At 27.0% G+C, this 23,471-nt stretch carries 20 protein-coding genes; 7 read left to right on the plus strand and 13 right to left on the minus strand.

The window, feature by feature from the left end:
• Positions 1-18 precede the first annotated feature (18 nt).
• Positions 19-477, minus strand: coding sequence for an iron dependent repressor, metal binding and dimerization domain protein (locus ABCM86_RS03780; RefSeq protein ID WP_243269559.1), 459 nt, complete (start codon positions 475-477; stop codon positions 19-21).
• Positions 478-609: 132 nt separating this feature from the next.
• Here ABCM86_RS03780 and ABCM86_RS03785 point away from each other — a divergent pair, with 132 nt between their 5' ends.
• The 3 genes from ABCM86_RS03785 to ABCM86_RS03795 all read left to right on the plus strand — a co-directional run bounded on the left by ABCM86_RS03785 (position 610) and on the right by ABCM86_RS03795 (position 3,482).
• Positions 610-831 carry a FeoA family protein gene (locus ABCM86_RS03785; RefSeq protein WP_195929875.1) on the plus strand — a complete coding sequence of 74 codons (222 nt, stop codon included), beginning with the start codon at positions 610-612 and terminating at the stop codon, positions 829-831.
• A gap of 15 nt (positions 832-846) precedes the next feature.
• Positions 847-2,973 (plus strand): ferrous iron transport protein B, encoded by a 2,127-nt coding sequence (feoB, locus tag ABCM86_RS03790; RefSeq protein ID WP_295574857.1) that lies wholly within the window; start codon positions 847-849, stop codon positions 2,971-2,973.
• Between the two features lie 287 nt (positions 2,974-3,260).
• Complete coding sequence (locus ABCM86_RS03795; protein WP_195929843.1) at positions 3,261-3,482, plus strand: hypothetical protein; 222 nt, start codon at positions 3,261-3,263, stop codon at positions 3,480-3,482.
• A 310-nt stretch (positions 3,483-3,792) separates the two neighbouring features.
• Here ABCM86_RS03795 and ABCM86_RS03800 read toward each other — a convergent pair whose 3' ends face one another.
• Both ABCM86_RS03800 and ABCM86_RS03805 read right to left on the minus strand, forming a co-directional pair.
• Positions 3,793-4,677 carry a sigma-70 family RNA polymerase sigma factor gene (locus tag ABCM86_RS03800; RefSeq protein ID WP_195929844.1) on the minus strand — a complete coding sequence of 295 codons (885 nt, stop codon included), beginning with the start codon at positions 4,675-4,677 and terminating at the stop codon, positions 3,793-3,795.
• A 238-nt stretch (positions 4,678-4,915) separates the two neighbouring features.
• Complete coding sequence (locus ABCM86_RS03805) at positions 4,916-5,434, minus strand: hypothetical protein (protein ID WP_343003520.1); 519 nt, start codon at positions 5,432-5,434, stop codon at positions 4,916-4,918.
• Positions 5,435-6,006: 572 nt separating this feature from the next.
• On the opposite strand from ABCM86_RS03805, the gene ABCM86_RS03810 reads away from it, so the two are divergent.
• From ABCM86_RS03810 to ABCM86_RS03820, 3 genes are all read left to right on the plus strand, one after another.
• Positions 6,007-6,444: a DUF1002 domain-containing protein gene (locus ABCM86_RS03810; protein ID WP_195929846.1), complete on the plus strand. Its 438-nt coding sequence runs from the start codon at positions 6,007-6,009 to the stop codon at positions 6,442-6,444.
• 311 nt (positions 6,445-6,755) lie between these two features.
• Complete coding sequence (locus ABCM86_RS03815; RefSeq protein ID WP_007286673.1) at positions 6,756-7,187, plus strand: DUF1002 domain-containing protein; 432 nt, start codon at positions 6,756-6,758, stop codon at positions 7,185-7,187.
• A 435-nt stretch (positions 7,188-7,622) separates the two neighbouring features.
• Positions 7,623-8,483 (plus strand): DUF1002 domain-containing protein, encoded by an 861-nt coding sequence (locus tag ABCM86_RS03820; protein WP_343003547.1) that lies wholly within the window; start codon positions 7,623-7,625, stop codon positions 8,481-8,483.
• A gap of 190 nt (positions 8,484-8,673) precedes the next feature.
• On the opposite strand, the gene ABCM86_RS03825 is transcribed toward ABCM86_RS03820, so the two are convergent.
• The 7 genes from ABCM86_RS03825 to ABCM86_RS03855 all read right to left on the minus strand — a co-directional run bounded on the left by ABCM86_RS03825 (position 8,674) and on the right by ABCM86_RS03855 (position 19,267).
• On the minus strand, positions 8,674-9,777 hold the full coding sequence (locus tag ABCM86_RS03825) for a hypothetical protein (protein WP_007286671.1): 1,104 nt from the start codon (positions 9,775-9,777) through the stop codon (positions 8,674-8,676).
• Between the two features lie 110 nt (positions 9,778-9,887).
• Positions 9,888-11,081 (minus strand): hypothetical protein, encoded by a 1,194-nt coding sequence (locus ABCM86_RS03830; RefSeq protein ID WP_007286670.1) that lies wholly within the window; start codon positions 11,079-11,081, stop codon positions 9,888-9,890.
• Positions 11,082-11,099: 18 nt separating this feature from the next.
• Positions 11,100-12,392, minus strand: coding sequence for an MBOAT family O-acyltransferase (locus ABCM86_RS03835; protein WP_330360344.1), 1,293 nt, complete (start codon positions 12,390-12,392; stop codon positions 11,100-11,102).
• 288 nt (positions 12,393-12,680) lie between these two features.
• On the minus strand, positions 12,681-13,385 hold the full coding sequence (locus tag ABCM86_RS03840) for a hypothetical protein (RefSeq protein ID WP_343003521.1): 705 nt from the start codon (positions 13,383-13,385) through the stop codon (positions 12,681-12,683).
• Positions 13,385-15,205, minus strand: a complete 1,821-nt coding sequence (locus ABCM86_RS03845) for a hypothetical protein (RefSeq protein ID WP_343003522.1) — start codon at positions 15,203-15,205, stop codon at positions 13,385-13,387. Before ABCM86_RS03845 ends, ABCM86_RS03840 begins: the two co-directional genes overlap by 1 nt.
• 10 nt (positions 15,206-15,215) lie before the next feature.
• Positions 15,216-17,921 (minus strand): hypothetical protein, encoded by a 2,706-nt coding sequence (locus ABCM86_RS03850; RefSeq protein ID WP_007286666.1) that lies wholly within the window; start codon positions 17,919-17,921, stop codon positions 15,216-15,218.
• A gap of 5 nt (positions 17,922-17,926) precedes the next feature.
• On the minus strand, positions 17,927-19,267 hold the full coding sequence (locus ABCM86_RS03855; protein ID WP_343003523.1) for a hypothetical protein: 1,341 nt from the start codon (positions 19,265-19,267) through the stop codon (positions 17,927-17,929).
• A gap of 161 nt (positions 19,268-19,428) precedes the next feature.
• Between ABCM86_RS03855 and ABCM86_RS03860 the strand changes: the two genes are divergently transcribed.
• Positions 19,429-20,310: a DUF1002 domain-containing protein gene (locus tag ABCM86_RS03860; RefSeq protein ID WP_295573367.1), complete on the plus strand. Its 882-nt coding sequence runs from the start codon at positions 19,429-19,431 to the stop codon at positions 20,308-20,310.
• A 61-nt stretch (positions 20,311-20,371) separates the two neighbouring features.
• On the opposite strand, the gene ABCM86_RS03865 is transcribed toward ABCM86_RS03860, so the two are convergent.
• From ABCM86_RS03865 to ABCM86_RS03875, 3 genes are all read right to left on the minus strand, one after another.
• Positions 20,372-21,043 carry an ABC transporter ATP-binding protein gene (locus ABCM86_RS03865; RefSeq protein WP_295733493.1) on the minus strand — a complete coding sequence of 224 codons (672 nt, stop codon included), beginning with the start codon at positions 21,041-21,043 and terminating at the stop codon, positions 20,372-20,374.
• Between the two features lie 16 nt (positions 21,044-21,059).
• On the minus strand, positions 21,060-22,340 hold the full coding sequence (locus ABCM86_RS03870) for a hypothetical protein (protein ID WP_343003524.1): 1,281 nt from the start codon (positions 22,338-22,340) through the stop codon (positions 21,060-21,062).
• 224 nt (positions 22,341-22,564) lie between these two features.
• Positions 22,565-23,359, minus strand: a complete 795-nt coding sequence (locus tag ABCM86_RS03875) for an ABC transporter permease (protein WP_216571650.1) — start codon at positions 23,357-23,359, stop codon at positions 22,565-22,567.
• Between the last annotated feature and the right edge of the window lie 112 nt (positions 23,360-23,471).

A 23,471-nucleotide genomic window follows, 5' to 3' on the forward strand; every position in this document is an offset into this window, starting at 1 on the left:
ACTATTTTGCTTATGTATTTAGCACTCCCTATTTTTTCTAAAGTTTATCAATAAGGAATATACATCTTCATTATTTGAAAAAAAGTCTATCAATGTATTTATTTTTTCAAGTGTATCGTAATTTATTGTATGTTCTATTTTTTCTGTTTCTTCATGTATATCTTCTTTTAAACCTAGAATTTCTAAAAATTTATAAATTGTATTATGCCTTTTTAGTAATGTATCTCCCAATTTATATCCCATTTTTGTCAGCTTTATATAATCGTATTTTTTATATTCTAATACACCTTTTTCATCTAGCTTTTTGACCATTTTGGTGACAGATGCAGGTTTTATATTTAATTCACTTGCAACGTCTTTTACTTTTACATTCCCATTTTTAAGATATATTCTATAAATCATCTCTACATAATCTTCTTCACTAGGTGTTAATTTATTATTTTTCATATATTCACTAAATGTAAAATATTCACTCAAAAAAACACCTCCTATATATTTATTATTTTTTTTTAGAAAATTTATTACTATTTTGCACAATCTATGTATTATTTTCATACCTTAAAATTAGAAAAGTTAGCTTAGGCTAAAATTTTTAAGGAGGAGTTAAAATTGAAAAGATTAACAGATGTAAAAATAAAAACAACAGCTCAAGTTGAAGATTTATTATCAGATGGTAATTTGAGAGAAAGAATGTTAGCACTTGGATTTACAAAAGGTGCTCTTATAGATGTATTGAGAAAGGGTCCTAAAGATCACCTAACTGTATATAAGGTTAGAGGTAGTAAAATAGCCCTTAGAAAAGAGGAAAGTAATTTAATTTTAGTAAAATAATAGGAGGATATATAAATGGGTTTGACATATAAAAATTGTAAAATCAAATCTCTGCAAGATTCCTTTAATATAAAACAAAAAGAAAATTCATATATAGTTGCATTAGCTGGAAATCCAAACACAGGAAAAAGTACTGTATTTAATTATTTAACTGGATTAAAGCAACATACTGGTAACTGGCCTGGAAAGACAATAGCAACTGCAAGAGGTGAATTCACATACAATAATATCAACTACAACCTTATAGATTTACCTGGAACATATTCTCTATTTGCCCTATCTCAAGAAGAAGTTGTAGCTAGGGATTTCATATGTTTTGGTGATGTAGATGCCGTTATTGTTGTATGCGATGCAACGTGTTTGGAGAGAAATTTAAATTTACTTTTTCAAGTATTAGAATTAACAAGCAAAGTCGTTTTGTGCGTTAATCTGATAGATGAAGCCGAAAAAAAATCTATAAAGATAAATAAAGAAAAAATGGAGCAATTACTTGGTATTCCAGTCGTACTGACAAGTGCACGCAATAAAATTGGAATGGATGAATTGCAAAATGCACTAGAAAAAGTTGTTTTGCAAGAAAAAGTCGATAATAAAAATTATGTAGTATATAATGATGAAATCGAATCCTTGGTGGAGTCTTTTAAAGATGATTTAGAAAACACATTTCCCCAAATAAACTCAAGATGGCTAGGTCTTAGGATAATAGATGGTGATGAAAGTTTATTTTCATCTTTAAGCAACTATATTGAAGGAGATTTTGAAGATACTCTAGAATATATAAAACATCAACTTCCTCAAAATTTAGACAAAAAAAGAATAAGAGATGAAATTTCAAAGCTAAATTACGACTATGCTTCAAGCTTATTTGAAAATGTAGTAAGTCAAAAAAATGATAAAGAAGATATTGACGACAAAATAGATTCTATTATTACGTCAAAATATTTTGCAATTCCAACAATGCTTGTTATGCTCGCTATAATCTTATGGATAACTATTTCTGGATCAAATTATCCTTCTGAAGTTTTATCCAATCTTTTATTTAGCATTGAACCTGGTATGTACTCTTTTTTGAGTAGTTTAAATGTTCCAAAATGGTTTTGCGATATGATGGTTTATGGATTATATAAAACATTTGCATGGGTTGTATCTGTTATGTTGCCACCTATGGCAATCTTCTTTCCTTTGTTCACCTTTTTAGAGGATTTAGGATATCTGCCTAGGGTTGCATTTAATTTAGACCATTTATTTAAAAAATGTAAAACTCATGGTAAACAGTGTTTGACAATGTGTATGGGATTTGGTTGTAATGCTTGTGGAGTTATAGGGTGTAGAATTATTGATTCACCAAGAGAGAGACTAATAGCCATTCTTACAAATACATTTGTTCCATGTAATGGTCGTTTTCCTACTTTAATCGCAATATCTACTATATTTTTTACCTCTGCAATTAACAATACATTTTTTTCTAGCATATCTACTGCAATTTTTGTTACTTTAATTGTTTTGATAGGTATAGGAATAACTTTACTTGTATCTTATTTATTATCTAAAACACTTATAAAAGGAGAAAGTTCCACATTTACGTTGGAGCTGCCACCTTATAGAGTGCCACAAATAGGAAGAATCATCTATACTTCCTTAATAGATAGAACTTTATTTGTATTGAGTAGGGCCGTTATAGTTGCTATTCCTGCCGGTATAATAACATGGATTTTAGCAAATACTTATATTGGGGATATGACAATATTAAACCATATAGCCTTGTTTTTGGACCCAATAGGAAAATTTATAGGATTAGATGGTTTTATACTTTTGGCATTTATCTTGGGTATGCCTGCAAATGAAATTGTAATACCTATTTTAATAATGTCTTATATGGCTACAGGTTCTATGACAGACTACACAAGTCTTCAAGAATTAGGCAACTTGCTTACTGACCATGGTTGGACTTATTTAACAGCGCTTAACTTAATGCTTTTTAGCTTACTTCATTGGCCATGCACAACTACATTATTGACAATAAAAAAAGAAACAAAGAGTATTAAATGGACTGCTCTTGGATTTTTAATTCCAACAGCTATAGCATTCTTTATATGCACAATTACTAGAATATTATATGATATATTGACTTTTATTATATAAAGTAGTAAAACTTAATTTTTAAAACTTTAGATTTTTTTAAAATATTAATATAAATTTTAATTATTAATTTTTTAAAGTAAATATAAATTTATATATGTTATAAAAATAAATATTTTGCTGTATCTTGATATCTTTATGATACAAGATACGGCTTTATAATTTATTTTTTTAATATTTATTTCAATAATTCCAAATTTTCTAATAAATCCACTACTTTTTACTGATTAATTTTTGTCAATATAGTACAATTATAATATATAGAATATAATTTTTACGGAGGGATTATTATGGATAAATTATTCATTTTATTATTTGTTTTATTTGGTATAGGTTTTATTTATTTTCTTTTTATGGTAAGTATTCAGTTTACGCGTATTAATAAAATTAATTTGCAGCTTGGCATGGATGTTACTAAACTGTACGATAATGACGATGATTTTGGGGATATTTTTAGTTATCTCATTAAGAAGTGCGCTATGTTTTTATATAAAGTTTCTGCAAAACTATAAGAAATCATATTTCGAGAGAACGTTATCTTTGTATAAAAATATAATTTAGTGTATACATTATAATTATATCAAAGCTATTAAAATCTATTTTTTGTATACATCATAAATCTACATAAAAAGTATTAAGTTAAATTTAATCAAAATCTCTGTTCTAAATATCATAAAAATATTTTTTTGAATTATATTTATGTAAATTATACTTACCCACGATATATAAAATATAAAGGAATCTCATTTCCTTAGAATAAAAAAAGTGGGATATAATCCCACTTTTTTACTTTAAACAGGCTGTTATTATATAAAATTAGTCCTAATAAAAATTCTTTAATTGATTCAATCTACTTGGATGTCTCAATTTTCTTATGGCCTTAGCCTCTATTTGTCTAATTCTTTCCCTAGTAACTCCAAATACTTTTCCTATTTCTTCTAAAGTTTTAGGGTCATCATCATCAAGACCAAATCTCATTCTTAAAACTTTTTGTTCTTGATCACTAAGTCCTGTTAATAATTCATTTATTTTCTCCCTTAAATTGTGTTGTTCCACTTCGTGCATAACTACATCGGAAAAGTTAGCATCTGAAGGTATAAATTCTACTAAACTACTGTCTTCATCTTCTTTTATTGGTGTATCTAGTGATACAACATTTTTGTCTCGTTTTAGAATTTCAATAACTTTTTCGACGTCCATATCGCAAATGTCAGCCAACTCTTCTAGTGATGGCTCTCTTTGTAAAACATTTGAAAGTTCTTGTTTTTTTCTTTTAACAAAATTAATTCTTTGATGAAGGTGAACTGGTATTCTAATAGTATTTTCACAATCGTCTATATATCTTGTAATGCTTTGTTTTATCCACCAAGTAGCATACGTACTAAACTTATACCCTTTAGTATAGTCGTATTTTTCTACGGCTTTGATAAGACCTATATTCCCCGCTTGTATTAAGTCAAGCATATCAACATTTTCTTTTCTATATTTTTTGGCTATACTTACAACTAATCTATAATTAGCGTTTATAAAATCTTCTTTTGCCTCAGGTATTTCTTCGTTAACCTTTTTAGCCAATTCAACTTCTTCAACTGCAGACAGCATTTTATATGCTTCAATTTCTTTTAAATACATTTTCATTGCATTTGATGATCCTGAAGTATCTGCATGGACATAATTTTCGTAAGTATTTTCTTTTTTAGCCCCCATAATATAACCCCTTCTTTTACACATAGTTTATTTAAATCTTATATAGCTATTATATGTTTGTAAATAAAAAAAATGTAATTCCATTTACTCAAAATGTCAATTACTTTATCTATAATATAATTCTACGTTTTTTTGTAAAAACCTTTATTTTTTCACAAATTTTTGCATTTTTGTGATATACATAGATAAATTCTTTATTTACAAACTTTTTATCAATAAAATTCTTGCAAACTAACTCTTAGTGATGGTTGTGTCCACAACCGCAACCATCTTCATGATTGTGTTCATGAGAGTGATCATGACCACAACCGCATTCATGACCGTGCATCATTTCTTCTCTTTTTATTTTTTCTTCCATTTCAAAGAATTCTTTTTTCATTTGATCATATGTAGGAAGAGATGCTTCTGTATCGTATTCTTCCCCAGTCCAATCAGCATACATCATTTCATTTCCGTTTGTAAGTATCATTCTACCAGCAGTAGTTATGTTATCTACATCTTCAAGGAAATCTATTTCTTTTTGTAATGCTGCTCCTTCCATTACAAAGTCTTCATCAACGCATGTAGCTATTAAAACTGGAACGTAGAAATCTTCTCCATCTTCTTTAACAACAACATTTACTATTATGTCTAAAACACCTTCAGCTCCTTCTTCAAATTCACTTAAAGGCACATTAGTGTCTATCATATCTTGAGGTACTAGTAAATCCTCCATTAGATATTTTAATACTCTTTCTTTAACAAATTCTTTTGACATACTTTTCTCCTTTCTTTTAAGAAAAACCTCTTTATTGATTCTTTTCAAGGTATATTTTCTTTTAACATACTGATATATTTTATTTAAACTAAAAAAATACTATCAATACATTATAAAATACACAAAATTATTTGTCTTTTTACTTAGAAAATACCATATTTCTTCTTTATAATATAATAGATTTAAAAATTTTTCAATCTTATTTATTACTTATTTTATATAGTATTCAAGATTTTGGTATGTTTTTAAAGTTCAAATACAAATTTTTATAGTTTAGGAATGAAAAATTTACTTTTTAAATTAAAATATATTTCTTCATCTAATCCTATCTTTATAGTTATACCCATTTTATGCTATATTAATTCTCTATAATATATAATTTCATTTTTATGTCTTTTTCTTAAAAATTCCTTAAAATAAAGATATTTTAATTTTTTTAGTATATAATCATGTTACAACATTGTAATCGTATTTATTTTTAAAAAGCTATATATTATTAATGTGAGCAAATTATAATTTTACAATTATATATTTTAGGAAATAATACAAGGTATGTATTGGGAGGAAGTAAAATGAAGATTAAAAACAAAATAGTTTCTGTATTAATGGCTACATGCTTAATGTTTTCTTCTTTTGGCATAGGTACATCTTTTGCTGATAGCTCAAAAGTAGTTACTATAGGCGTAAATAATACTGCAGAACAAAAACAGACTATTTTAAATTACTTTGGTGTAAAAGAAAGCGAAGTACAAATTGTAACCGTAAATAATAAAGAGGAAAGAGCTTATTTAGGAAAGGTTGCTACAGAAGAACAATTAGGTACTAAGACTTATTCTTGTGCTTATGTTGAACCTACAAAAGAAGGTAGCGGTATAAATGTAAAAACAGCAAATATAACTTGGGTAACATCTTCTATGGTTGCTACTACATTATCAACTGCTGGTCTTACTGGCGCTAACTGTGTTATAGCTGCTGTATTTCCTGTAAGTGGGACAGGTATCTGCATATAAAACTTATAGAAATAGCTTTTTTTATCCTTATTACTTATGTACGTTTGATTTCTATAACTTTCATATCAATAAAGTTATAGAAATGAGTTATAAATATCTGAATTTATAGTTTATTTTTGCTATTAACTCAATTTTATAGATATCAAATTCTCCTAATTTTATTAGGATTTTATTTTATTACGGATAGTATATTTTTATATAATTTTGACTTCTATTACTTTTAAAATACATAAAGGTTATAGAAGTGAACAGTATATATGATATTATATAGTTCAATTTACAAATTTTAGTTGTTATAAAGGAGATTGATTATGAATTTAAGAAAAAGAATAGCTTCACTAGCTATATGTGGAACTTTATTCATAGGAAGTATAAACTTTGCTTTTGCTGATGGAGCTAGAGTTGTTACTCTAGGTGCAAATTTAAATGAACAACAAAGAGCTACTATTCTTAAATACTTTGGGGTTAACGAAAATGAAGTTGTAATACTAGAAGTTAATAACCAAGAGGAAAGAAAATATTTAGAAGGTGTTGCTACTGAAGCTCAATTAGGTAAAAAGACTTACTCATGTGCTTATGTTGAACCTACTAAGGCTGGTAGCGGTATAAATGTTAAAACTGCTAACCTTACATGGTTAACATCTTCAATGGTTGCAAGTACATTATCAACTACTGGTATGACAGATGCTGATGTTGTTGTTGCCAGTGTTTTTCCAGTTAGTGGTACAGGAGTAATATTATAATATATCATTATATTACATAAGCTCCGTATGTAAAGAAATTTGCATAGGACACAACTTTAATTGCAGGTAATCCCTAAAGCTCTACACCACAATATATCTGAAAAGAATATATGATGGTACGAAAGTAGAAAAAACGTAGAGATGAATATAAGGTTAAATCCTAAGTATTCTAAAACAATGGGTGTTCATGCAGGGAAGCTCCTAAGTCAACAGATATGGAGAACCTCCAACGACTATCCCTGAAATGGGAGTACACTACAAGCTATTGGTAGTGGAAATAGGTTGCCCCTAACGTATGAGTCGAGGGTGAAGAAATAGTCTTCTCACGTTCTGAAAAGAAGTGGTCATTAGAGTAATCGAAATGACATTGTAAGTGTAGCGACTTATAATAAAAATTGTTAGCCTTATTAGGTTAACATAAAGGCTTTAACTGGAATAATGAAAGCATTTGAGGATTCTACTGGAAAACCTCTTGAAGAGGAAAAGAAAGAATTAGCATCTGAGGAATTAATAATAACAGGAGGCTTAGGTGAAGATATAGGTGCTGATAAAGCAACTGGTATAGTTAATGATATAAAAACAGAAATAATCAAAAACAATACTAGTGATACAATTCAAATTGCTGACACTATAAATAATATAACTAATAATTATAATGTTACATTAACACCTGAACAACAAAAACAATTAGAAGATTTAATGGCTAAAATAGCTAAACAAGATTATGATTATAATCAAATGAAAGATACTTTAAATGGTATAAAAGAAACTGTTAACGAAAAATTAGATGAACTTGGAGAAGGTGTTAACCAAGGATTCTTTGACTCTATTAAAAATTGGTTTAGCGGTATAGGCGATTGGTTCGCTGGTTTATTTGGTGGAAATGAAGATAAAGATTTAGGTATATTAGGTTCTACTGATGATAGTGTGTTAGGAGAGAATGCTATCATAGATGCAACTGATAAAGATGCTATAAACTTACCTTCTAGTGAAGAAGTTGAAGGATTCTTCGCTAAGATATGGAACTGGTTCACAGGATTATTTAATAGTGATAATTCTAATAAAGTAGAAGATAATAATACAACGCCTTCTTCAAAAGAAGAATCTAATAGCGGTTCTACAGAAGATAGTTCTGTAGACTCATTAGAGCAAAACTCTACTGTTGATGAAAATGTTCAACCTGATTCTTCGGTTGAAAATGAACCTCAAGATAATGAAAATACAAATGATTCAAGTAATCTTGATAACCTAAATACGCTTGATAGTAATAGTAGTAATGAGGAAACAATTAATTAATATTAGTTGAATGAAATTTGAGTTTAATTTAATTAATTTTGATAATATAATCATCACATTTAATAATATAAGCTTTTGTGCATGATGCTAATTATTACTGATTATTAATGCGAAGGAGGCTTGATTTTTTATAAATAAGGTATCCTTCGCATTATTTTATACTTTATATAATCATATTTGTAAAATCAATTTATTCAATTCCCTTTTCAATCATTTCTTTAATCATTCCTTCAAATCCAAAACTATTATACATAAACATTACTATATCCGATTTGCTGTTGACTATCATATCTTCATATGTCATATCTATATTTTCGATATATCTAGGGTCTATTATTTCAACCTCTTTAAATACATCAGCTAATAACCATGTCATAGGTGCTTGATATGAGTCTCTAAACACCAATACTTTTTTATCACTTAATGAATTTTTATTTCTTATTTTTAATATATTACAATTAGTTCCCCTCATATAAGCTCCACCATAATCCCAACTGTCTTTCTTTCTCAATGTAGCCATTATATTTTTTTCACTTATTTTTTTATCTGTGTATCCATCACAAATATAATACTCTAACTTACTACCATTTCTATACACATAATTTGCAAATTCTTTTTCTTTTACTATTAAATTTAGCTTTCTATTATAACTTCCTAAAAATTCTTTCTCTTTGACTTCTTTAATTCGGTATCCATCAAGATAACTATTAATGGTATCGTTTGATAAACCTAAATTTACATTATTAATCATAAATTTAAATCCTTCAAATGCTCCTAATCCATTCCAATGGTGGTCTGTCTTAAAATAAAATTTTTCCCTTTGACTTTCTGTAAAGTTAGATAAAAAATATCCATCAATATCAATAAATGAAATATTATTTTTATCCAATTTTGATTTAAAAGATTGTTTATTTAAGTCTATATTTTCCTTATTCATAACAAAGTCAGGATAAAGATGCTTTAGCATATTTGTTTTGTGAGTCATAGATATAAAATACACATCCTTATTTTGAGTTCTAGCATTATTACTCAAAGTATTTATAGCATCTGCATATATTTGCATTTTATCATCTTGTATAATTTTAGAAAATTTACCAAGTATCCAATTATCTTTGACCAAGTAATAATTACCCACGGTATACTTGCTCTGTTCACTTAACTCAGTTGTATTATTTTCATTAAATACTAACTTTTCACTTTTATAGATATTATCAGTTACTTTAGAAATACCAAAAAAGCTAACAGTAATAAGTATTAATGTAACAACTAAATATATTAACTTATTTTTTTTCATTATAACTCCTCCTTTAATGTTCAACTATCGTGATAAAATTATGTTTCCCTTATAATAAAAAAATAAAAGTCGCAAGTTTAGATTGCTGTAAAACTTACGACTTTTATTTTTTATTTTATGCCTTTGTCTATCATAGCCTTAACCATTGAATCAAATCCAGAGCTATTATACATAAACATTACTATATCAGAATTACTATCTTTTATTATTTCTTCATATGTCTTATCTATTTTATCTATATTTCTTGGGTCAACTATTTCAACTTCACTAAATAAATCTGCAAATAGCCATGTAGTTGGAGCTTGATATGAGTCTCTAAATATTAATATCTTTTTATCTACTAAGGCTTTGTCATTTTTAATATTTAATATATTAGTCTGTGCTCCTCTAATATATGCTCCACCGTAATCCCAGCTTTTTTTATTTCTTGAAGTTGCAATAATCTCTTCTTCTTTTTTACTTTTACCATTTAATTCATATGTATATTTTGCATTATCTATATACATATAATTTACATATTCTTCTTCTTTAACTAGCATGTCTAAGTTTTGATTGTAACTACCTATAAATTTTTTGTCTTTCACAGTAGTTTCCCTGTATCTAGCAAAATGTTTATCTAACTCATCCTGTGATATCCCTAAGTCCATCCTTGAAGCCATCATTTTAAAGTTTTCAAACGCACCTATACCTGTCCAGTGATGGTCTGTTTTAAAATATAGCTTTTCTAATTCATATTGGCTAAAATTATTTAACAAATACTCATCCATATCAATATATGTTACTATATCCGATTCTAATCTACTCCTAAATTCACTTTTATTTATATCTATATTTCCTGTATTGTCTATATACTTAGGGTATAAATGCTTTAATACATTGGTTTTATGAGGCATCATTGTATAATATACATCTTTTCCTAAGCTACTACTTATTTCAGATAATTCATTGATTGTATTTGAATAATCATCTAATTGCTCTTCACTTAAAAGTTTTGGAAACATTCCTAAAATCCAGTTATTATCAACTAGATAGTAGTTACCAACTTTTGTTTTATTTAATTTTGCCTCTGATTTTTTATTTAAGCTTATCATTTCATCCCTAAGAACAAATTGGTCATTATAGTAACTTTCAAACTTAGAAGCAAACTCCTTATCTTCAATATCTTTTAACGTTGGCTTCTTTTCAAGATTCCTATTTTCTGCAATACTATACTTTTTATCTGGAACTATAATATTTAAAATAAAAAAACCAAAAATTATAGTTAAAAATGGTATTATTATATACCTAGCCTTCTTTTTATTCATAAAAATTCCCCTTTAAGTCTAAAATCTAAAATATAAAAATGGATTATAAGTAGAACTGCTTAACATTACCATAATGATAAACATATATATACCTAGTGATAGTCCATGCATTAAATATGCTATATCATTATCTAATGCATTTTTATTAATCTTTAAAATTAATTGTTTCAAACCTTTTACAATCGGTGTAGATAGTATTATAGATGCAAGTAATATGTACCAATAATCGATTAAATAAATATTAACCGAACTATTAATAACATCATTTCCATTAAATCCAAACATGACCTTTAAAAACTCAAATGCCTGTGTTATATCATTAGCCCTAAAGAATACCCATCCTACAACTACAATCAAAAGTAGATAAGTATGTCTTAAAACTTTAGGAGTTTTATACAAAGCCTTTTCTAAAAATGCTTTTTCTAAAGCTATAAATACTCCGAAATATAATCCCCAAATTATAAAATTCCAACTTGCTCCATGCCACATACCAGTTAAAAACCATACTACAAATAAATTTCTATACAACTTAAACTTAGAAACCCTACTTCCACCTAATGGAATATATACATAATCTCTAAACCAGCTTCCTAATGAAATATGCCACCTTCTCCAAAACTCTGAAACTGTTTGTGATATATAAGGATAGTTAAAGTTTTCAAGAAACTCAAATCCAAACATTTTACCTAATCCTATAGCCATATCACTATATCCACCAAAATCAAAATATATTTGAAGAGTATAGCAAACTATTCCTAGCCATGCTTCTAATATCGAAACATTAGCTAAATTAGTTGAAAATACACCATCTGCTACTACAGCTAATTGATTTGATAATATAACTTTTTTAGCAAGTCCACAAACAAACCTATTTACACCATCTGCAAATTTTTCTATTGAATGGTCTCTTTTACTTATTTGTGTTGCTATAGTCTGATACCTAACAATAGGTCCTGCAACTAATTGTGGAAACAATGCTACATATGCTCCAAAGTCTAGTATGCTCTTTTGAGCTTTAGCATCTCCTCTGTAGATGTCTATAGTGTATGACATCGTTTGGAAAGTATAAAATGAAATACCAATAGGTAATGGTAAGTTTAACAAACCTATATTTAAGTTAAATATATTATTTATGTTTTCAATTAAGAAGTCACTATATTTAAAGAAACATAAAACAAATAAGTTTATAATTGCTGAAGATATAACCACCATCAGTGCTTTTTTTCTTTCACCTAATTCTATAAACCTTTCAACTTTTAATCCATTTATATAATCAATTACTGTCGAAAATAACATTAAAAATACATACACAGGCTCTCCCCAAGCGTAGAAACACAAACTTGCTATTAATAATATTAAATTTCTTGCTTTACTATTTGATATATAGTAAATACTTAATGTTAATGGCAAGAATAAAAATAAAAAAATCAAACTACTAAATACCATTTCTTATATACCAATAATTTAAATATTGATATTTCCTCCCTTCATATTTTAATCTTCACTAATATTTTTTCTATACAGAATTTTATCATATTGCCCCTTGATTTTTTTGTAGTAACTTGTCGAATATAATAAATATTTTTCCCCTCAACGTTTCTAAAATAAGTCATCTCTTCTCTTTCTTCGCTCTTCTCTTTTTAAACTTAAAACATTATTAGTATCTATATTATTTATTCCATTCGTTTTAGATAACTCAACCAATTTTTCATCATTAAACATATTCTTTAAACCATCATAGACCAGAGAATCCTTTGATTTATTCATAGACATAACATCTACTAATGAATTATCAGCTAAGCGACTATTACAAAATATACTTGCAAATTCACGCTCAAATAATTGTAAAGCTTTTTGTAAATCTTCTTTTTCTTTCTTCAACTTTTTATTTTCTTCTTCTAAGTTTTTTAACTTGGTTTTATCCATTTCAAACACTTTAGCTAACTTCTTATAAAGCACCTCAGGCTTTTTATAGTATTCATTTACTAATGCATGGATATCTCCTATTTCTGGAATAAACTCTTTACCAGCTACAACTATATTAGAAGAATTTTTTATTTCATTTATTCTTTGTCTTCCATAATAATCTTCGTTATTATAACTACTAGCCCAGAAATCATATCCATACAAAGTAAATAACTCTCCGTTCTTTCTTTTATATTTAGGATTATTAGCAATTTCTTTATTGAAGGTAAAGACTGAATTATACGTCAGTCTTTTCTTCATACCACCTAGCTCTTTTAGCTTTAAATATATTATTTCATCTATTTCTTCTTTATCTATAGTTCTTTTAGCTCTTGCCATTATATTTCTCCCTCCAAAAATAGTTTTACATCTTGATTAGCATACCTTATATTCAATCCACTATTAATCTGTAATATCCCTTCTACATCTGAGCGTCTAGATAGCTCTCTATTCAATTTATTAATGGAAGTCTTTAATTTATATTCATAATCATTATCTAAGTCTAATACTCCATTTAATTGCTTTGTCTTAGGCTTTGATAATAACTTTTGTAGAAATACTTTTTCTCGCTGTATTTTTACATGTAAAGATGAAGCGATGTTATTTTCTAAGTATTCTTGTACTTCTATAAAACTTTCCTGTGTTTTAGGACACCACCAATGTTTGCATCCTATACAGAACTCTTCATCTCCACAAGCTAATATATCATTATCTATATCTATTGTACAATATCCTACACCGTCTTCTGTTTGTATACACTGCTCTAAATTTCTAGGAGCTTCTTCTGACTTCTCTTTATTAAATATAATATCTTTAAGAGCCTTTGTAGATATACTACGTCTATGCATTTTAGAACTCACAAAATCTATCATCTCTGAATCAGCATAAAATGAAGAATTTCCTTGATAATGGTCTTGTGAGGATAAGGAAGTATGACCTCCTAACATAGCTATTTCTATAGGCGAAACCCCTTGTAATAACAATGATGTAAAAGCTATATGCCTTGTATCACCTATATTAAGTTGTCTTTCTACTTCATATTTATAAGTATTTGATATTATTCTTTTATAAAACCCTTTCAGCATAGGACCAAGTACATTTATTGAAAAATACTCTTCATCTATTTTTTGTTCCACAGGTATTGTTATATAGCCGTATTCTTCTCCAAATTCAATAGCTATCTTTTTTCTAAAAGCACATAGAGCTTTATATGAAAATAATGTTTCTGTATGACCATACTCATTAGTTTTTTCTATATAATCACTTATCAAATCATATATTTCTTTAGTTATCTGAATTTTATTTAGTAATGGTATTCTTCCTCTTCTAACAACACCTTTATTAGATATATCACCTGTTTTTATTCTATTTACATAAATATAGTACTTTTCATCTTCTTCTATCAAACACGCCCTAGTTAATTTACTACATAATTCTGATGGTCTCATAGGTATAACGGTTGTAACTTTCCACCATATTAATAGTGGCATATAAAGCATTTTCATATCTTCACTAAATAATTCATCTTTATAAAATCGCTTTAAATAATAATCAAAAGCCATTATATCTTTTTCCTTAGGTAGTTCTCTTGCATTATCTTGCCTTGATGTATCCATAGTCATTAGTGTTTCAATTGCTTTATTTTGTCCTTCTGTTAAAATATCTAATTCATCTAAGTAGTATAAATATTCTAAAATACTATTTATTTTGTCTGATTTAGTTTTACCGCTATAAGTATATAATAATTGATTTATAGGATTTCCATATGGAGAATCTATAGTCTCTAAATCAAAATTATTAGTAACCATTATACAGTCTCTTATAACTGACAGCTCAGAACCTATGCTTGTATTATATTTATTTAAAATCTTTTCTGCAAAGAAACATCTAAATGCTGTTATTTCTTTATCTGTAATTCTTTTAAAAGTTTTTAATTCTGAAAGAAAAGTCATATTTAAATTTATATATCCTTGGGTTAAAGGTTTATCTATTATCCATATATCACTGTCAAATGTAGCATCTGATGTTTCCGTTCTACTCTCTTTTCTTAATATATCATTTTGTACAACACGTTTATTAAGATTCGATTTTATTTCTTCAATATCTACAATTTCTTCTTTTACTAAATTTATATCTATCTTATCAATTAATCTACTCATATACAATTTATTACCTTTCTAAAAGTTCTTTATCTTCTAAAAAATCTTCAGGCATATCAATTAAATTTAATTGTGATTTAAATTCATCCCTAGTTAAACCTAAACAGTTATATACATACTCAGGAGTTAGTATATCCATAGCTTCTTTCAAGAGAATACTTTTTCTATCAATAGATAATGCAAGCTTATATTTTTTTACACCTTTTACATTATGATAATTCTTCATATCTTCTATCATACTTTCACATAATGTTGTTAATGCATATATTGATGGTATATGGTATTGGCACTCAAAGCATGATTTAAGGTCTATTCTTTTACAGCCTTCTTTAGATACTAAGCACTGTACATTATCTTCTCTCGAAGGCAGTTTCCTTGCAAATAAGTCTGTTAATATTTCTTGACATTCATTAAAGCTTTTTTCTGCCAGGGTATCTATTACCGCTTGCCTCTCAACCCTAATAGTATTTAAAAATCCTGCCGTTGAATGAATTTTAAATACATCTCCAAATATATCATTAATTCTTACTATAGCTTCTGTTGCTTCTTCAAAATTAGTTACATTTTCATCATATACTCTAGTTAGTAGCATATTAGTTATATATCCAAATTCACCTCTCATAAATAATTGCTTACTTAAACTTTCTATCTTACTTTTGTCTAAGTTTAAATAATGAAGAGTTGAATCTTCTGACAAATGTTCTCTCAGTTTTTGTGCATATATCAATGCTTTAGAATCACCTGATAAATTAGCTAAATAGTATACAAATGTCATAACTGTTTTATTCATAGTCCTTGATAAGAATTTAAAGTTTTTATGTTTGAATTCTTTAAAGAATTTATTAAAATGACTATCTCCAACTTTATTATATTTAGTTCCAAAATCCATTAGTGTGCTATTATTTGAAATTATACTTCTACTTTTATGGTATAAAGTTAAAATCAGAATGTTAGTAGCCATAGAAGGAGCTAATTCATCCGAGCAAAAGAAAGTTCCTTTCACTTGCGTTTTTGATATTTTAAATTCATGTTGTATAACCCTTGATATTACAGCTCTAGCTTTTGCTATGCTAAGTTTATTATTTTCAAACCAACTATACTCATAAATTTTAAACTCGTCTAACAAATCATCTATATCTAATTTAGGAAACTCAGTAACATCGCCATTTCTCCATGCATTGTTCATGTGCAACATTACATATAACCATGTGGATGCGTATCTTATGCTATTTTTAACTTTAATATCATATATACTATTTTTAACGTGCAAGTCTATATCTACTAAGTATTTAAATAAATCTGAGTACACATCAAAATCATATATATCATCTATTGTTTTAGAAGACTCTCTTCTATGAGGGCTATATATTTTATCCATTCTAAATCCGCATCTTTTATTCCCTGAAACTAACTGTACATCCTTACTGACTAGACCTAAAAATTCATAGATATTTATCCTGATAATATTAGTTTTTATTATATTAAAATAAGTATTTATTTGGTTTGTTGTAAGAGAGTAAACTTCATCTAATCCATAATAATCTAACATAGATTTTAGTGCTAAGGTACATCTAACATAATGATTCACTCTAGCATTTGATACTTTTTCATTAGCTCTCATAGAATCTAATTTATCTTTTATATACCCAAACCACTTTCCATTTGTGTACTCTGAGTTTGGATTAAATCCATTCCAGTCATTTAATTCATTGAGTCTAATTTGAAAAGTATGAAAATACGTTGAACCCAATATATCATGATTTATATCATACCCAGGTGAATTGTAATCTATTTTTGTAAGTACCATGTTAAATTCTAACTCTTTATCATTTATTACTGCATTTTCTTCTGTTTTTTCTGATTCTTTTTTCTTAGCCTTAGTTCTTTCTTTTTTTATGGTTCTCTTTTTTTCACTTAATTCTTTAGCTAATTCTTCAACCTCAGATATCTTAAACCATGAGCTATCTTTAATCATAGTTGAAGTATATTCTAAAGTATAGGCTATTCTAGGTGCTTCATATTTAGTTAATTTTTCCTCATGTGAAGGAAATGTTTTAGGTGTAAAATATTTATTTTTTACAACTGATTTTGGTATATATTCAGAAAAGAATTCTTCCTGTTCTTTCACTAGTTTTTCTATTACATTTTTCTCAAAATAAAATCCTTGATAATATCTTATTTCATTCATATCAATAGACTGTTTTAGCTTTAAAAACATTCTGTCGCTCATATTTAGCATCTTACTAGCATCACTAGTAGATAAATATTCCCCTGACTCTATTTTTCTATCTATTTCTGCTCTAGATTGTATATAATCATCTATTTCTGATTTTTTATATACAACTTTTATGTTCCAAATTTCATTTAATGTGTCTCTACAAATCAACTTATAATGCGAAGGAATTAAAATACTTTTGATTCCTTCTTCCGATAAATTAGAACACATTTTCTTAGCTTCAGCTCCATTTATATGAGTATTTTGAAATTCACACAATTCATTTATTGATTTTTGTATATCATCCTTATTATAGTAAACCTCAAACCTACTTATATTTAATTTCTTTATATTAAACATTCTTACAACTTTAGCTACAGTTTTATTTACATCGTTAAAATATTTTTCTGATATATCTAACATATTGCAAAATTCTTCTTTACTTACATAGTTCGCTTTATCTTCATTATTATCAAACTCATATTTTAGTTTATGACTCATATACTTTATACCCTTTCTTCTTTTAAGGCTTCTTTGCTTAAATTTTGTAAGTTTTCATCAATAGCTTCTACCATTGCTATGCTATCTATATAAGCTAATGCAGACGATAAATTCCTATCTCCTCTAAGACTTGCAACTATTTTAGCATCAGGAACTCCCATAGAGTTATTAGCTAATCCAGTTTTTATTATAAAATTAGTAAATACATGTCTACCTATATGAGTAGACCATGCGTATTTTTTAAGAGTCTTGCTTTCAACTGGCTTAGAATTTTCAAGAAATTCTATAAAATCTGATTTTAATTTTTTAAATCTTTCTTCGTATACATCACCTGTCATCGGATTTCCCTTTTTATTAACAAATAAAGCTTTAATATTAGTTCTTTTCTTTAGTTTAGATAAGTACTTCATATGTTCATCCCATGTGTTAAATAATTCTTGATTCCAATTAAATACAACTTGATTTTCCCTTGCGAATTTAACTTGTGATTTTTTACTCTTTAAACTTTTAAATAAAAATAATTGCCTATCATTTATATCTAAAAATAACTTATCTTTATCTCTATTTACTTCTACTGCATCTATAGTTAAATTTACAACTTCACCTAATCTTAATCCCCCCATAAACTGCATAGCTACACCTAGTGCTATGTCAGGATAATTCTCTCTTGCATATTCTAAGAACAATTCCCATGTTGCTCTTTTCATATCTGCTAATTTTATCGCCTTAATACTTTCTCCATAGCTATTTGTTGGATTAGTAGGTGGATAAAATACTTTATACTCAAGACTATCTTTAAATGGAGATATTGATACTCTCTTTCCTTTTGATGTTACGTTCCCCCTGTTTTTTATTGGTACTACTTTATGTTCAACTATAGCATCTTTATTTGTAAGTATCTTTTTCTTATTTAAAAACGTGTAAAATGATATAAGTATATTTTCTTTTCTTTTTACTGTAGAATAATTATTTACTACTAGTTCTTCTTCTCCTTGCTTATTTACCTTTGTCTTTCTTGTTCCTATATATGTTAAGTATTTAGATGCATGAATAAAATTCAAACCATATATACCTTCTTCTTGTAATATGTCAAAACATTCATCTTCACCTAATTCTATTTGTAGCTTTAAGTAATTGAGAAAATCACATATTACATATCCATAGTGAATTTTTGTATTAACAGCTTTTTCTGACATATATACTTCTAGAAATTCAGTTAGAGGACTAGGTTTCCATACCAATGGATTTGCCTCATCTGATTCTACTATTAATACTGCATATCTATCTTTTGGTTTCCATCCTGATATATCATTTATCACTTGTTCCTTTACTTTATATATAATCATCCATCTTCCTACCTCTCTTTTTTATCTTTTTAACTTAACATAAGTATATCATATATTTCTACAACTTATCAATAACTATATAGAAATACATAAGTTAGTATTTACAACACTTTATATCCATTATAATCATAATATAACCTTTATTCTATAATATTATACAGATAAGGACTGGTGCCTTAACTGGTGTTATGAAGGCATTTGAAAATGCTACTGGAGAAACTCTTGATGAAGATAAAAAAGAACTTGCTTCTGAAGAATTAATAACTACAGGAGATTTAGGTGATAAAATAGGTCAAGATAAGGCTACAGGTATAATAAATGATGTTAAAGCTGATATTATAAAAAATAATACAAGTGATAAAACACAAATTGCAAATACAATAAACAATATAACTAATAACTATAATGTAACTTTAACAGATGCTCAAGTTGATAAAATAATAGCTTTAATGCAAAAAATAGCTGCACAAAACTATGATTATAATGAGATGAAAGCTACTTTAAATAACGTGTCTGATGTTGTGCAAGATAACTTAAAAGAATCTGGTGAAAATATAGGTAACTCAGGAATATTAAGTTCTATTGGTTCATTCTTCAGTTCTATAGGAAACTGGTTCTCTAACTTATTTTCTAGTTCTGAAGATTTAGGTATATTAGGTGAAACAAATGATTCTATGTTAGGTAGTGATTCTATAATAGATGCAACTAATAAAGCTGCTGAAAATTTACCTTCAAAAGAAGAAGCTCAAGGTTTCTTCACAAAAATAGTTAATTGGTTTAAAAGTTTATTCTCATCAGACAATTCTAATAATAGTTCTGATGATTTAAATAAAAACAACGGTTCTACAATGATGAACCCAGATAGTAGCGATAGTAACAATGATAACACTAATAATAGTGATAGCAATACAAATACTGATTCTAATAACGACAGTAATTCTGATAGTAATGTAAATCAAAACACTGATAATAATTCATCAAATGAAAATACATTAAATCCAGAAGTACAAACTGATACAGAACATTTCGATACTAACCAATAAATTTAAAACAAAATGAGGCTGTCGCAAAATAAAATTTGCGATGGCCCTTTTCTAATTCTATTTATCTTTTTTTGTATATATTTATACTTTCTTCGTCAATGATTTTTAAGTTACCATTATCAATAACATATATATTATCACAAAGTTGTTCTATGTCTTCAAAATTATGACTAGTTAGGAGAATAGTGCGTCCTTCTTTTTGAAGCTCTTTTATTATTTCTTTTATATCTTGATACGTTTTATAATCAAGAGCATTAAATGGTTCATCTAAAATAAGTATATCTTGGTCTTCCATAATAGCTTGAGCTATACCAAGTTTTTGTTTCATCCCTAATGAATAATTACTAACCTTAACTTTATTATTAGGATTTAATCCAACTCTTTCCATAGTTTGTATTATTTTATCATTACTAATCTTATTATTAATTCCAGCTAGGAATTTTAAGTTGTCTAGTCCACTATACATACTGATATATCCAGGTTCATTAATAAATACACCTACATTTTGGGGGAAATCAACTTTATCTCCTAATTTTTCATTCCTTATATAAACCTGCCCACTATCAGGTGAGGTAAATCCACATATTAATTTAAATAAAACAGATTTTCCACTACCATTTGCTCCTACAATACCTACAGTACTACCTTTTTTTATATCTAGATTTATATTATTTAAAATATTTATTCCATCATATTCTTTTGAAATTCTGTCTAACTTTATTACAGTTTCCATAATGTGTTCAACCTTTCTAATCAATTAATATTTTTTTATACGCAAATTTTTCTATATAAATAAAGCTTAATAAAATAAACGCTGATAATTCTATAATTACAGGGATCAATGTTAAGCCATAATCTCCTATATATTTAAATCGTGATAAGCTTGAAATTCCAAATGGCAAGTATAAGCACCACTTAAAAGGTAAAAAGCATAAACTATTTAATAATAGTAAACTTAAAAATGATAAGGTCATGTTTTTACTTAAACTGTATAGTAAGATTAATACTAATACCTGTAAGCTTAAATCTAAAACTTTAATTATGAAGATATTAGTACTTAATTGTATTACTTGAGAAGTAATTGGTATATTATTAAAAATACCAATTGCAATCGGAATAGCTATATTTAATAATACATAACTAACTACAAATAGCATTGAAGTCTTTAAAATAGAATTCATCCATTTTATCCCTTTTCCAAATCTTATGTTTATAAATAAACTTCTCTCACTACTTTCTTGTTCTAGAAATATAGCTATTATATATATTGGAGTTGTATTTAAAACTAACATTTCTAAGAATTCAATAATTCGAATATTATTGACTGGATGTCCTACAAATAGATTTACTAAATAATCGTTCATTGATTCAAAAGAGCTATTACCTTTCAGAAGCCCCCAAAAAGACATTAATATTAATACACTACATATCATAACTATATTATATCTTGAAAATAGAAGTCTTTTATAATAACTTATCTTATTTTTCCTTATATCTTTAATTTTTAACTTTTTATTCCAATATTTTTTATTTAATATACAAACAACTATAAGTACTGTCGTCATAGTTAATATATTTATAAATAATTTTAAGTCATAGCCAAAGTTTCTATGAAAAATTATATAATTATCAATAAAAACTATAGGTAAGTTATTTACTTTATCAATCTTTAAACCAAATATCATTAGAATATATGCTATTATCATGATTTTAGTTGAAACCTTTTTACTAAAGAAGTTATTTATAGTAAAGAATGCAATAGATACTATAAATAATCCTGCTATCATATATATACAATTTATAAAAATAGCTTGTGTTACACTGCTAAAGTGTTGTGAATAGTATCCAAATAATTCATAACTTGGATTATTTGGTACATTAAAGTTATTATCACTTCTTAGACCTATTGACATTATAAATGCTACCACAAACTGAGCTATTACAAACATAAATGAAAATATTCCATATACAGCCAATTTACCTTTAAAATAATTCCAATAAGATGTACTTCTTATCAAAATATACTCCATATCATCATCCAGACTGCTATATATTGACAACATAAAAATTGGCATCATAAGATAGGTCAAATAGTAGTGCTCTGTAAAAATATATAATATAAATTGTTGTGATGATAAAGTTTGAGTAATTCTTTCATCCATGCTAAATATAGTTAACCCAAATAGCAAAAATAAAAGTTTATTCGAAATTAATTTATTTAGATCAAGTTTTATCAATGTTTTCATAATGATACCTATACCTTATATATCAAAGTCTTTTTTATCTTTGAGTTGAAAACAACTATTAAGCCTATGAATAATATAGCTATCATAGGACCTGCAATCATAGAAAATACAGTAATCATTTTTTCATCCACTATAGTTGGGTCAAAAGATGTTACTAACCTATATTGTGGTACTCTAAGCACTGACAATATAAAGTTCTCTAAAATAGTATAAATGAAAGGACCTGTTAGTATTATAAATATATTATCAATATAAAGAGATAATACAAATCCCATAGTTGCTATTATTATTGCTATTAAACTTCTCCAAATACTAATCAAAAAGCTATACATAAGTGGTTGGTTAATAAATAAATTACCTAATATATGTCTATCTTGAATAAGTATCGGTTCATTAGTTACCATATCATAAGTTCCTATATACGGCACTATTTCTGGCTTTATATATAATGCAATTAATGCTCCAATAAACATTGATACAAACATAATAGTCGCCGAACTTAATGCAACAACTATCCACTTCGATAGTAAGTACTTTTTCTTTGATACCCTCGGTAGAGTGTATAATAAAAACTTATTCTTTCTTTCATAATAAATTGTCCAACAACTTGGTATAACTACTATAAGCGGAAATAACATTGATATAAATTCTGTTGCTATTTCCCATGCCTCTAAATCAACTTGTAGCGAATAGTTTTTATATAATGTACAAGTCATAACACCTATAAAAATAGTTGCCAGAATTGCAGCTAAAAATACTGGCTTTTTTACCTTTTTCCATTCTAGTTTAATTAACGAATACAATTTTTTCGTCCTCCTATTATTAATGTTTAAGTTATGAACGTAGTATATGATAAATAAATTGCTATTACAATTCTTTAGAAATAAGTAATGACTTTAAAGGCATAAATATTTT

It is taken from the genome of Clostridium sp. 2218st1_F5_2218SCRN_220325, assembly GCF_039062665.1.
Classification (GTDB): Bacteria; Bacillota; Clostridia; order Peptostreptococcales; family Peptostreptococcaceae; genus Intestinibacter.